Source organism: Mesorhizobium sp. 1M-11, from assembly GCF_001303895.1.
Taxonomy (GTDB): Bacteria; Pseudomonadota; Alphaproteobacteria; order Rhizobiales; family Rhizobiaceae; genus Mesorhizobium.
Map to the genome: position 1 here is coordinate 217948 of NZ_LJSD01000051.1, position 12135 is coordinate 230082.

Genomic DNA, 12135 nt, shown 5'->3' on the forward strand with positions numbered 1-12135 from the left:
GGCAAGCCCATCACACAAAAATCTTTTGGATCGCTCGCGATGCGAACCTCAGGCCCGCAGGCTACCGGGCCTTGAAATTACCGCTTCTACAAAGGTTCCACGCCAAGGAGCATCATTGGCACACGCCGTCAGCGTTCTGACAGGATGCTGACTTTGCATTTATTTTTGCACAAAAAATAAACAAGCAGACGCGCTGCGCTCCCCCGGTCAGTCCTCGAACAGCTTTTCAGGGTCGTAGACGGGTTTGCCCTGCAGCAGGGTGGCAACCACCTTGGCGTTGCCGATCGCCTTGGCCGGAAGCTTCAGGATATCGCGGTCGATCACCGCGAGGTCCGCGGCCTTGCCGACCTCGATCGAGCCGGTCGTCTTGTCCTGATGCAGCAGCCGGGCCGGGTTGATGGTCATCCATTCGATCGCGGTGGCGACGTCGGGCGCGCCGTCCTTCTTGCGCGTGACGGCCGTCTGGATCTTGACCAGGGGCGAAAGCTCGTCGGCATCGAAGTCGCTGCTCATCACCACTTGAGCGCCCATGGCCTGCAGCGTGCCCGCCGGCAGCATGGTGTCGGCCCTGTCGCCGATGAACTGGCGGATGAACTGCACATAGTCCGCGTCGACGGAACTCGGCGCCAGCTGGAAGTCGGCGACCACGCCGAGCTGTTTGAAGCGCGGGAGATCGGCCTTGTCGACGAGGTAGAGATGCGTCAGGCGATGCGGGCCCGGCGCGGCATCGGATTGCGCGATGGCATCCAGCGCAAGCCGCGCGCCGCGATCCCCGGTGACGTGATAGTGCAGCTGGAATCCCTTCTCCGACAGAACCTTGGAATAGCGGTTCAGCGTATCGACGTCGAAATAGAGAAAGCCCCTATCAAAGCCGTGATCGATGCCGGCACCCGGCTTGTAGGGTTCGAGGACCGCGCCGGTGCGCTGCTCCAGAATGCCGTCGACATAGATCTTGACCTGGTTGAAGCGCAGCAGACTGTTGGCGTCGTTGGAAAACTGCCTGGTCAGCGCCGCGACCTGCTCGTCGAAGGGCATGTCCGGATAGACATAGAGAGCATTCGATGCCCGCACCGTCAGCGTGTTGTCGGCCAGCGCCTTCTGCCAGACCTTGACGTGGCCCTGCGGCCAGAAGCCACCCGCATCGCTGACGGTGGTGATGCCGTTCTGGGCCATCGTCTTCAGCGTCGGCAGCATGCTCTCATAGGCGAACTCGACGTTTTCGGGCGTATCCGGAAAGGCCAGGTTGCGCAGCTTCTGCTGCGCGTTTTCCAGCACCACGCCATTCGGCTTGCCGGTCTCCTTGTTGCGCAGGATGATGCCGCCGGGCGGATTGCCCTCGAGCGCGTCATAGCCGGCGGCATGCATGGCGGCCGAGTTCGCCCACGCGCCATGGCCGATATCGTCGAGGATCAGCACCGGTCGGTCGGGCGAGATCTCGTCGAGCAGAGCGATCGGGTTGTCACTCTGGTCGAGCAGGTTGGTCATGCTAACGCCCGAACCCAGCACCCAGTCGGTCTTGCTGCTTTTCACGCATTCCTCGACGGTCGCCAGCGTGTCGTCGAGTTCTTCGAAAGGCCCGAATTCGCACAGGATCTCGTTGACGCCGGCTTCGACGAGATGGACATGCGCGTCCTGAAAGCCGGGCAACACCATCCTGCCGCCGAGATCGATGATCTCCGCATCCTTGCCGGCGACGGCCAGGACATCCTTCTCAGTCCCGACGGCAGTGATCTTGCCGTCGTCGTCGATGGCCATCGCCTCTGCCGCGGGCGCTTTGGGATTGACGGTGTGGATGCTGGCGTTCGTCAGCACCTTCGCGCCGGCGAAGGCGGGAAAGCCCCACGCCAGGCCGGCGGCCGGAAGAAGCCACAGGAGGTGCAATCGGCGACGGGAAATGCCAACCATTTGAAAACCCTCCAGAACACGCCGCGATCTAAACTGCTTTCCCATCGCGCCACAAGCGCATTCCGGATCGGTGGTGGCAGCCCGGCCTCCTGCGAGGACTGCTCCGAAACGCTAGGTCATACTCATCGAACACCAGCCGCATCGCATCATAGAGTGCCGCGAATTTCGAACCCGTTCCGGTTTGATGCTGCAGATGTTGAGTCTGAACCGCGGCGTCTTCCTCCACGTTCCGGAATGGATCCGAGCCAAACATGCGCGCCAAAAACTTATTGACTAAACAGTTAGTAATAATAATCTCCGTACCGGGAACAAGATCGGCCAGCCGGCACCAGCCGGTGAATGACCGCCCCCGGGAACACGAGAAGGAGACCGCCGCCCGGCAGGCTTGCCGTCGCGGCTCAACGGACCCACCGGCTGACGGCGGGGCCCCCAAAGGGAGAATGCAGATGAAGCTGAAAATGGCAGCCGCGGTCCTTGGCCTGTCGCTTGCTGTCGCCACGGGCGCTGCCCGCGCCGAAGGCGTGCTCAACATCTACAACTGGGGTAACTACACCAGCCCCGATCTGATCAAGAAGTTCGAGAAACAGTACGACATCAAGGTCACCGTCACCGACTACGATTCCAACGACACCGCGCTTGCCAAGGTGCGGCAGGGCGCGTCCGGCTACGACATCGTCGTGCCTTCGGCCAGCGTGATTCCGATCTGGATCAGCGAAGGGCTGCTGCTCGAAACACGCCCCGACCAGATGGAGAATTTCAAGAATGTCGACCCGCGCTGGGTCGACGTTCCGTTCGACCCCGGCCGCAAATACACCGTGCCATGGCAATGGGGCACGACCGGCATATCGGTCAACAAATCCGTCTATTCGGGCGACATCAACACCTCGGCGATCTTCCTCGATCCGCCGCCAGAGCTGGTCGGCAAGATCAATGTCGTGCCCGAGATGGGCGACATCATGTACTTCGCGATCACCTATTTCGGCGGCAAGTTCTGCACCGAAGACAAGGCGCTGCTGAAGCAGGTGCGCGACAAGCTGGTCGAGGCCAAGGCGAAGTGGCTTTCGCTGGACTACGCCGCCGTCGACGGGCTGGGGCGCGGCGACATCGCGGCCGGCGTCAACTGGAACGGCATCTCGCTGCGCCAGCGGATGCAGAACAAGGACATCACCTACGGCTATCCGAAGGAAGGCTATCCGATCTTCATGGACAATGTCGCCGTGCTGAAGGATGCCAGGAATGTCGAGAACGCCAAGCTGTTCCAGAACTTCATCATGGATCCGGAAAACGCGGCGCTGATCTCGGCCTTTGCCCGCTACGCCAACGGCATCAAGGGTTCGGAGAAGTTCATGCCCGCCGACATGAAGGGCGCGCCGGAAGTCGACATCCCCGCCGAGTTCCTGGCCAAGGGCGAGGTCATGCCGATCTGCCCGCCGGCGGTGCTGCAGCTCTACACCAAGATCTGGACCGACATCCAGAAATAGCCAGCCAGCGCCGGGCGGGCGCGCCCGGCCAGTTGCTCTCATCATCAGCACAATCGCGATCGCCCGATCGCCGGAGACTTCGCATGTCCGACCTCGACCTTTGCTACATGCCGGCACACCAGGCGCTGCAACTCTTCAAGACGAAGAAGCTTTCCCCCGTGGAACTGATGCAAGCCACCATCAGGCGCGCCGAGGCCACCAGGCCCACGATCAATTGCCTGACCTTCACCTATTTCGACGAAGCGATGGTGCTGGCCCGCAAGGCCGAGGCCCGATACGCCAAGGGCGCCAGGACCGGCGCGCTGGAAGGCCTGCCGATCGGCATCAAGGACGAGAGCTACATCAAGGGCAAGCCGACCTCGCACGGTTCGCTGCTGACGCAGGGCGCCGTCAGCGACCACACCTCCACGATCAACGAGCGCATCATCAAGGCCGGCGGCATCGTGCATGCGCGCACGGCGACGCCCGAATTCAGCTGTGCCGGCTACACCTGGTCGCGGCGATGGGGCGTCACCCGCAATCCGTGGAATCCGGAGTTCACACCCGGCGGCTCTTCCGGAGGCTCGGCGGCGACGCTTGCCGCGGGCACGTCGGCTATCGCGACAGGGTCCGACATCGCAGGCTCCATCCGCATCCCCGCCTCTGCATGCGGCCTCGTCGGCTTCAAGCCGCCCTATGGCCGCAACCCGGACGAGCCGCCCTTCAACCTCGACTTCTACTGTCATACCGGGCCGCTGGCGCGCACCGTCACCGACGCGATCCTGCTGCAGAACGTGATGGCCGGGCCCAGCCCGCTCGACATCGCCACCTTGCGCCCGAAGCTCCGGCTGCCGCTCGACTACAAGCCGATCAAAGGCTGGAAGATCGCCTTCTCCATGGACCTCGGCTCCTTCGAGATCCATCCGGATGTGCGCAGGAACACGCTCGAAGCCTGCGAAGTGTTCCGCTCGCTGGGTGCGACGGTCGACGAGGTCGATCTCGGGTGGGGCGACGAGGTGCTGAAATCCGGCATGGCCTATCTCGAACACATCTTCGGGGCCTCGCTGGCGGGCCTGCTCAAGGAGCATGGCGCCGAGATGACGAGCTATGCGCGAAAGTTCGCCGAGGACGGTCAGAAATCCAAGGCCACCGATTTCGTCGGCACGCTGGAGGTGGCGGCCCGGATGTATCAGAGCCTCGGACCGCTGCTGGAGACATATGACGTGCTGGTATGCCCGACCAATGCGCTGCCGGCGGTGCCGGCCGAATTCGACCAAACCACGGGTACGGTGGAGATCAACGGCAAGACGGTGGACCCTTCGCTCGGCTGGGTGATGACGACGCCGTTCAACATGCTGAGCCGCTGTCCCGTGATTTCCATGCCGTCTGGCCGAGCGACAAACGGCGTGCCGACAGGCATCCAGATCGTCGGCCGCACCTATAGCGACGCCGATGTATTCCGCGCGGCAATGGCCTATGAAACGGCGCGGGGCCAGTGGTACGGCAACGGGACACGTCCGTCGCTGTGATGGTGACCCGCGAAAGGATGAGCCGGCCTCGGGCATGACGCCCGTGGCCGAGGCAAGGGAACGAGATGGCACAGCGCAAGGCGGCAACCGCCGAAAAACAGGAAACCGTCCCGGCCGTGGGCAAGCGCCCGGTCCGCCGCGACCGCCGGCGCGAACGCGGCGAAGCCAGCATCCAGCGCATCATCGATGCCGCCATCGACCTGATCGCCGACGAGGGCCTGTCCAGCCTCACCATGCAACGCATCGCCGAACTGGCGGGCGCGTCCAACGCGCTGGTGGTCTTCCACTTCGGCAACAAGGAGAACCTGCTTCGCGCCGTGCTGCAATATCTCAGCGACCAGTATGACGCGCTGTGGACGAAGCTGGTGCGCACGCCCGGCCTGTCGCCTGTCGATCGCGTGACGGGCGCGGTCGAATGCGGGCGCCGGTTCGCGCGCCAGCACCCGAAATGGGTCTCGGTCTTCGTCATCTTCGGCAGCGACCGCAAAAGCATGCAGATCTACACGGAGATCGGCCTGCCCGGCGACCTCGCCTACAATGCCGAAGCCAGCGACCTGCTGGCCGAGATCGTGCGCCTGGGCAACTACAGCGGCGTCGACCCGAAGACGCTGTCCGAAAGCCTCAACTACCTGGTCCAGGGTGCGTGGTACTGGGGACACCTCAATCCGCCCGACCTCCACTCCGAGGTTCCGGCCAAGACCATCGCGACGCTGCTGCACCACGCCTTCCCTCGGCATTTCGGGCCGGCGTGAAGCGGGGCGGAGCCCTTATCTCCCCCCTTGCGGGGGAGAAAGGATTTTCACGATCTTAGACAAGCACGCCCTTTGGGGCGGCGCAGTCTAAGTGCTAGAAATCGCAAGAGAGGGGATATGCCGGCACGCCGCTGACAAGTTGCTTGTTCTCGAAGGTTATTCTCTGTCTCGCGATAGAGGTCAGGCCTCTCAGCTGAAAATCCCCTCTCTTGGATTTTCTACGACTTAGACTGCGCTGCCCTTACGGGCATGCTCGCTAAGATCGTGAAAATCCTTTCTCCCCCGCAAGGGGGGAGATAGTGGCGCCCGGCCCCACCAGCACCGATCCGGCCAAGCCACCAACCAGCTACGGATCTCCATCCTTCCTGTCGATCCGCACCAGTTGCAACAGGCCCAGCACGATCAGGGCGAGCACGGTGGCCAACAGGCCGATCTGCCAGAAGCCCAGCCCCACCGCCAGGCCGATGGCGCCCGCCAGCCACATGCCGGCGCCGGTGGTCAGCCCTTGCACTTCACCCTTGGCGAAAAAGATCAGGCCGGCGGCCAGGAACGCCACGCCGGCGGTCGTCGCCTCGACCAGGCGGATCGGATCGATCCTGATCTCCTGTCCGGCGAAGACATCGACATGGGTGATCTCGATGGTCAGGATGGCGATGGCGGCGGTCGCCAGGCAGATCAGGATATGCGTCCGCAATCCCGCCGGGCGATCGCGCCATTCGCGTTCCATGCCGACGACGGAGCCGAGCACGGCCGCCAGCAGGAGACGGGCTGAAATCACGGAAAAGGGGAGCCATGTCGGCTGCCCGAAGCGTTCGAGGAACTCTTCCATGAGGGCGAGAACGTATCCCTGAACGCTCGGTTCCCGCCAATGTCTCGAGCCGGCAGGGCGAAGCGGCCGTCAACCCGCCTGCGATGGCCCGCCGTCCAGCGTCGCCAGCCGCTTGTAGAGCTCGGGCCGCCGGTCGCGGAACACGCCCCAGGAGCGGCGCTGGTGGGCGATGGCATCGAGGTCGAAGGAAGCCGTCAGAACGGTTTCGGTCTCGCGATCCGCCTCGGCGACCTTGGCCCCGGTTGGGTCTGCGATGAAGGACGATCCGTAGAAGGTGATGCTGGTGCCGGAACGGCCTGCTTCCGTGCCGATGCGGTTGGAGGCCAGCAGCGGCATGATGTTGGCGCCGGCGTGCCCCTGCATCACGCGCTGCCAATGGGCGCTGGAATCGAGACCCGCATCGTGCGGCTCGGAGCCGATGGCGGTGGGATAGAGCAGGATCTCGGCGCCCTGCAGCGCCATGGAGCGCGCGGCTTCCGGAAACCACTGATCCCAGCAGATGCCGACGCCGATGGTGCCGGCCTTGGTCTTCCAGACCCTGAAGCCGGTATCGCCCGGCGAAAAATAGAACTTCTCCATATAGCCCGGACCGTCAGGGATGTGGCTCTTGCGGTAATTGCCGAGCACGGCGCCATCGGCGTCGATGACGGCAAGGCTGTTGAAATAGCTCTGGCCGGCACGCTCGAAATAGCTGAGCGGCAGCACGACGCCGAGTTCGCGCGCCAGCGCGGAGAAATGCGCGATCAGCGGGTTGTCCTGAAACGGACGGGCAAGATCGAAGAAGCCGTGGAACTGGTCCTGGCAGAAATAGGGCGCGGCGAACAATTCCTGGATCAGGACGAGATCGGCGCCCTTTCCCTTCGCTTCGCGCACCAGCCGTTCGGCGCGCGCGACATTGTCCTTCTCGTCCCAGACGCAGGCCATCTGGGTGGCGGCGACGGTTACCTTACGCATGATCTGGCGAACTCCCATGTCACAGCTAACTTATAAGCTGCTTGCTTGATGGCTTGCATCGGCTATCGTTCAGGCCATGCAGCTTTCCCTCGAGCAGTTCGGACGCTGGAGCCAGGGCGTGGCCGCCGCCGCACAAGCTTGCTCGACCGAAGAGATCTCGGCCACCTTCACCGCCGCCGCCAGCGGGCTGCTGGCTTCCGACCGCGCCTATGTCGGGCTCTACCTGCGCAACCAAAGTTCCGTGACGATCGACGACCGCGGGCCGGATCCATGGAACCGGAACTACGACGCGCATCTCTACAGGCTGGACCCGTTCTTCCGCAGGTTCGCCAGCACGCGGCAGGATTTCCTTTTGCCGCTCGCCGCGCTCGATAAAGGCGATTTCCGGCGGACCGCCTACTACCGCGACTTCTACGAACCGTCGCAGAGCTTCGACGAGATCACCGGCGTCTTCAACCTCGACAACAGGGCGGCGGGCTACGTCACCTTCCTGAGGTTTCGCGGCGCGCGGGCCTTTGGCCGGCAGGACCTCGCGCTGGCTGAGGCGATCAGCGGCGCGACGCGCCTGGTGCTGCAACAGCTGTGGCTGCAGTGGCGCACCGAGGAGCAGATGCGCCCGGCAGTCCGTTGCGGGGAAGAAGCCGGTCATGCGCCGAACGGCTCCTTGCGGCTGTCGCGGCTCAGCGCACGCGAACGCCAGATCGCGGACCTGCTGATCGACGGCGGTTCAGCCAAATCCATAGCGCGCAGCCTTGCCATATCGCCGGGAACCGTGCGCAACCACATCAAGCAGGTCTACGCCAAGCTCGGCATTCATTCCCAGGTGGAACTGATGGCGGCGGCAAGGGTCGCCGACATGGCGAGCCTGCCGTAGCCCCCACGTCTCCCCGGGCGATTGCATCCACTCGACGCGACTTGAAGCAGGTCTGGATCGCCGCGCCTTCGTCTGTGTTCCGGAATGGATCCCCGACACGCTCCGGTCGCTCCGCTCCCTCACGCGGTCGAGGATGACGGAGCTTCTATGTTCCGCCCAATCTCCGACGCTGGCATGATCGTCAGCGTTGGAGATTAGCCGGTACGCTCCCACCGCCGTCATCCTCGACCTTGGAGCGACCGAAGGGAGCGGCGAGTGTCGGGGATCCATTCCGGAACATTGAAGGGAGTGGCTCCCCGACGGAGGCACGCGACCTCCCGCCTATTGCCCGGTGACGACACGCGTCCACATCCGGTTCTGCAGGCGCAGTTGCTTGGCATCGGCTGCGTTGACCACGAACAGCTTGGCCTTCACGTCGTCCGGCGGAAACACGCCCGGATCCTTGGCCACGGCCGGATCGATCAAGGGCAGCGATTCCGGGATCGGGTTGGCGAAGGAGATGTAGCTGGAATTCGCGGCCGCGATGTCGGGGCGCATGTTGAAGTCGATCCAGGCGTGGCCGTTCTGCGGATGCGGGGCATCCTTCGGCACCGCCATGGTGTCGAAATTGATCAGCGTCCCTTCCTTCGGGATCGCATAGGCGATCTCGATCTTCTTGGCAGCGGCCGCGGCCCGCGACTTCGCCTGCAAGATGTCGCCCGACCAGCCGAGCGTCACGCAGATGTCGCCATTGGCGAGATCGTTGATGTATTTCGAGGAATGAAAATAGCGGATGTGCGGCCGCACCTTGCCCAGAAGCTCCTCGACCTTGGCGAGATCGTCCGGATTGGTCGAGTTCGGATCGAGCTTCAGATAGTTCATCGCCAGCGGGATGATCTCGGCCGGCGCGTCGAGAACGGTGACGCCGCAATCGGCGAACTTCTTCACCACGTCGGGATTGAAGATCATGTCGAGCGAACCGACCGGCGCGTCGGGCATGCGCTTCTTGACCGCCTCGACATTGTAGCCGACGCCGTCGGTCACGGCCATGTAAGGCACGGCATGGACATTGTCCGGATCGGCGTTGGCGATGAGCTTCAGCGCCTGCGCATCGAGTTTCGCGAAATTGGCGAGCCTGGCCTTGTCCATCGCCGAGAACGCGCCGGCCTTCACCTGGTTCTTCAGGAACGGAAAGGCGGAAGGATAGACCACATCATAGCCTGATCCGCCGGTCAGCAGCTTGGTCTCCAGCACTTCGTTGCCGTCATAGACGTCGTAGACGACCTTGATGCCGGTCTCCTTCTCGAACTTCGCCGCCGTGTCGGGGGCGATGTAGTCGGACCAGTTGTAGACATTGACGACTTTTTCTTCTTCGGCCTTCGCGGCACCGGCGAAAACACAGCTTGCCAGTAAAAATGCCGAGATCATGGATGTGCGCATGTCATCTCCCATTGTGGTGGCCTGCGGGGCATTCGCCCTCTTCAGGCCGGTTTCTGCCCGGCATAGACGGGCAGCGTGATGCAGGCGACGTTACCGCCGCCCAGCAGAATTTCGCGCGAGTTTTCGATGCCGACAATACGATGACCCGGAAATAGTTCGGCGAGCTTCGCCTTTGCCTCGATGTCGAGCGTCTCGTCGGCAAACTGCGGCACCACCACGACGCTGTTGCCGGGATAATAGTTGATGTAGGTGGCGGCGACCCGATTGCCTTCCGGCCGCGCCCAGGTGGCGTCGACGCGGTCGACGCCGGCGGCTTCCTCGGCCGTCATCTCGATGGGGAGCGGATGGCGGATGCGATGCACTTCCAGCCGGCGGCCGCGCGCATCGGTGGCCGAGCGCAATATGTCCTCGGCCTCGCGCACGATCTCATATTGCGGGTCGTCCCGCTCCTCGGTCCAGCTCAACGCCACGACGCCGGGTTTCACGAAGCAGCAGAGATCGTCGATATGGCCGTCGGTCTCGTCGAAGGCGAAACCGCGCGGTAGCCAGATCACCTTGTCCAGGCCGAGATAGTCGCAGAGCTGCCGCTCCACCGCTTCCTTGCCAAGATGGCCGTTGCGGTTGCGGTTGAGCAAACACTGTTCGGTGGTCACCAGCGTGCCCTGGCCATCGCACTGCAGGCCGCCGCCTTCGGCGATCAAAGGCGAGCGGTAGCGATCCATCCGCTCGGTCTCCAGCACCTTGCGGGCGGCGAGGTCGTCCAGATCCCAGGGCGCATAGAGGCCGCCGTCGAAGCCGCCATAGGCGTTGAAGGTCCAGTCGACGCCGCGGACCTCGCCCTTGTCATCGATGACGAAATTGGGCCCGCTGTCGCGCAGCCAGCTGTCATTGGTGGCCATCTCGACGAGACGGATATGGTCCGGCAGCATGGCGCGGGCATTGAGCCATTGCCGGCGCGACACGGCGATGGTGACCGGCTCGCTCTCGGCGATGGCTGTTGCCACCTTGACGAATTCCTTCTGCGCCGGCTTGGCGCCCAGCCGCCAGGTGTCGGGTCGCTCCGGCCAGATCAGCCAGCAACCGGCCTTGGGTTCGAACTCGCCCGGCGCCCGGAACCCATCCTCTCTCGGCGTGGTGGAAAGCGTGCGCGACATCGACAACCCGTTCTTCGAAAATCCGGGCTGGATGAGGCCGCAGTGTGGGGTGCGTGGTCAATGTCCCAATTGGGATATGTGGGTGGCGGGTGCATATCCGCTAACGCCGATCTCTCGACAAGTTCATTGTTGCGTTACCGCGCGCTCGCCTAAGCATGGAAACACCATCTTCAGGCAAGGACAGCAATGTTTTCCGGCGTATCCATGCGACCGCAATTGCTCAGCCTCATGCGAGTGGCGATCGCCCTGACCTTTTCCCAGCACGCGGTCGTCAAGCTGCTCGGCTGCACCAGCATTGGCTGCATTCCGCAGCCCTTCACGCCGCTGTGGCTGAGCGGCATCCTGGAGATCATGTTCGGATCGATGCTGCTTTTCGGCCTGGCTTCGCGATCGGTCGCGCTTCTGCTGGCAGGTGAAGCAGCCATCGCCTATTTCACGATGCAGACGCAGCAGGGCTTCTTTCCGTTCCTCGACGACGGCAAGCTCGCGGTCGTCTACTGCATCGCCTTCCTGTACCTGGCGGTGGCCGGACCGGGGCCGTGGAGCATCGACGCCATCGCCACCACCAAACCCGCCCCTCAGCCGCGCTTGCGCTGAAGCGCCTCCAGATAGGCGCAGAACATGTCCGCCATGGCGTCGGCATAGGCGTCGATCTCGGCTGACATGCGCGGGCTCTCGGAGAACTCCTTGCCCAGTGTTGCCATGGTCGTCATGATCAGATCGGTGGCGGCCTCGCGCGTTGCGTCCGAAACACCGGGCAGCGCTTCCATCATGAACGCCTCGATGATCTGATCTCCCGCCGCCCGCGCTTCCTGCCCCTCGGGCGCATCGCGATAGAGCGGGGCAACGCTGGCCAGCGCGACCCGCACTTCGGCTTCCTCGCATTCGGACCGGATAAACGCCCGCACCAGCGCCCGAAGGCGCTCGGACGGCGAGCGGCCTTGATCCTGCAGGACGGTGCGCAGCATGTCCGTCGTCTGGCGCCATTCGTCGCTTTGCAGGCGAAACAGGATCGCGGCCTTGTTCGGAAAATACTGGTAGAGCGAGCCGATGCTGGCGCCGGTCCTTTCGGCCACGCGCGCCATGGTGAAGCGCTTGATGCCTTCGCGCGCCAGCACCTGCACCGCCGCCTCAAGGATCGCCGCCACCAGTTCGGTCGAGCGCGCCTGCTGCGGCTTCCTGGTCTGCGAGATCGTGGGGCGTCGTGGTGGCATGCCGGTCCTGGCGATGGGAGAGGTAACAGCTAGGCGTATACCCGG

Annotated in this window: 11 protein-coding genes; 5 read left to right on the forward strand and 6 right to left on the reverse strand. The window is 63.6% G+C overall.

What is annotated here, in order from left to right; genetic code table 11:
* Positions 1–207: 207 nt before the first annotated feature.
* A complete protein-coding gene (locus tag AO692_RS21915; RefSeq protein WP_054312161.1) occupies positions 208–1905 on the reverse strand; it encodes an amidohydrolase in 1698 nt (565 codons plus the stop codon).
* A gap of 446 nt (positions 1906–2351) precedes the next feature.
* Between AO692_RS21915 and AO692_RS21920 the strand changes: the two genes are divergently transcribed.
* The 3 genes from AO692_RS21920 to AO692_RS21930 all read left to right on the forward strand — a co-directional run bounded on the left by AO692_RS21920 (position 2352) and on the right by AO692_RS21930 (position 5646).
* Positions 2352–3386 carry an extracellular solute-binding protein gene (locus AO692_RS21920; protein WP_054312162.1) on the forward strand — a complete coding sequence of 345 codons (1035 nt, stop codon included), beginning with the start codon at positions 2352–2354 and terminating at the stop codon, positions 3384–3386.
* Between the two features lie 83 nt (positions 3387–3469).
* Positions 3470–4894: an amidase gene (locus AO692_RS21925; RefSeq protein ID WP_054312163.1), complete on the forward strand. Its 1425-nt coding sequence runs from the start codon at positions 3470–3472 to the stop codon at positions 4892–4894.
* 65 nt (positions 4895–4959) lie between these two features.
* Positions 4960–5646: a TetR/AcrR family transcriptional regulator gene (locus tag AO692_RS21930; RefSeq protein WP_054312164.1), complete on the forward strand. Its 687-nt coding sequence runs from the start codon at positions 4960–4962 to the stop codon at positions 5644–5646.
* Positions 5647–5992: 346 nt separating this feature from the next.
* Here AO692_RS21930 and AO692_RS21935 read toward each other — a convergent pair whose 3' ends face one another.
* Both AO692_RS21935 and aguB read right to left on the reverse strand, forming a co-directional pair.
* Positions 5993–6475 carry an MgtC/SapB family protein gene (locus AO692_RS21935; RefSeq protein ID WP_054312165.1) on the reverse strand — a complete coding sequence of 161 codons (483 nt, stop codon included), beginning with the start codon at positions 6473–6475 and terminating at the stop codon, positions 5993–5995.
* Positions 6476–6544: 69 nt separating this feature from the next.
* Positions 6545–7432 carry an N-carbamoylputrescine amidase gene (aguB, locus tag AO692_RS21940; protein WP_348271474.1) on the reverse strand — a complete coding sequence of 296 codons (888 nt, stop codon included), beginning with the start codon at positions 7430–7432 and terminating at the stop codon, positions 6545–6547.
* Positions 7433–7547: 115 nt separating this feature from the next.
* Here aguB and AO692_RS21945 point away from each other — a divergent pair, with 115 nt between their 5' ends.
* Positions 7548–8303 (forward strand): LuxR C-terminal-related transcriptional regulator, encoded by a 756-nt coding sequence (locus AO692_RS21945; RefSeq protein WP_244483442.1) that lies wholly within the window; start codon positions 7548–7550, stop codon positions 8301–8303.
* A 321-nt stretch (positions 8304–8624) separates the two neighbouring features.
* On the opposite strand, the gene AO692_RS21950 is transcribed toward AO692_RS21945, so the two are convergent.
* Positions 8625–9722, reverse strand: coding sequence for a polyamine ABC transporter substrate-binding protein (locus tag AO692_RS21950; protein ID WP_082407487.1), 1098 nt, complete (start codon positions 9720–9722; stop codon positions 8625–8627).
* 41 nt (positions 9723–9763) lie between these two features.
* On the reverse strand, positions 9764–10876 hold the full coding sequence (gene aguA / locus AO692_RS21955) for an agmatine deiminase (RefSeq protein WP_054312167.1): 1113 nt from the start codon (positions 10874–10876) through the stop codon (positions 9764–9766).
* Between the two features lie 216 nt (positions 10877–11092).
* Here aguA and AO692_RS21960 point away from each other — a divergent pair, with 216 nt between their 5' ends.
* Positions 11093–11473, forward strand: coding sequence for a DoxX family protein (locus tag AO692_RS21960; protein WP_161808109.1), 381 nt, complete (start codon positions 11093–11095; stop codon positions 11471–11473).
* Here AO692_RS21960 and AO692_RS21965 read toward each other — a convergent pair.
* Positions 11455–12090, reverse strand: coding sequence for a TetR family transcriptional regulator (locus AO692_RS21965; RefSeq protein ID WP_054312169.1), 636 nt, complete (start codon positions 12088–12090; stop codon positions 11455–11457). The genes AO692_RS21960 and AO692_RS21965 overlap by 19 nt on opposite strands.
* Positions 12091–12135: the final 45 nt, after the last annotated feature.

Coding starts and splice junctions, on each gene's coding strand:
- AO692_RS21965 (WP_054312169.1), bottom strand. CDS start 12,090: ATGCCACCACGACGCCCCACGATCTCGCAGACCAGGAAGCCGCAGCAG.
- AO692_RS21930 (WP_054312164.1), top strand. CDS start 4,960: ATGGCACAGCGCAAGGCGGCAACCGCCGAAAAACAGGAAACCGTCCCG.
- AO692_RS21950 (WP_082407487.1), bottom strand. CDS start 9,722: ATGCGCACATCCATGATCTCGGCATTTTTACTGGCAAGCTGTGTTTTC.
- AO692_RS21915 (WP_054312161.1), bottom strand. CDS start 1,905: ATGGTTGGCATTTCCCGTCGCCGATTGCACCTCCTGTGGCTTCTTCCG.
- AO692_RS21935 (WP_054312165.1), bottom strand. CDS start 6,475: ATGGAAGAGTTCCTCGAACGCTTCGGGCAGCCGACATGGCTCCCCTTT.
- aguA (WP_054312167.1), bottom strand. CDS start 10,876: ATGTCGCGCACGCTTTCCACCACGCCGAGAGAGGATGGGTTCCGGGCG.
- AO692_RS21920 (WP_054312162.1), top strand. CDS start 2,352: ATGAAGCTGAAAATGGCAGCCGCGGTCCTTGGCCTGTCGCTTGCTGTC.
- AO692_RS21925 (WP_054312163.1), top strand. CDS start 3,470: ATGTCCGACCTCGACCTTTGCTACATGCCGGCACACCAGGCGCTGCAA.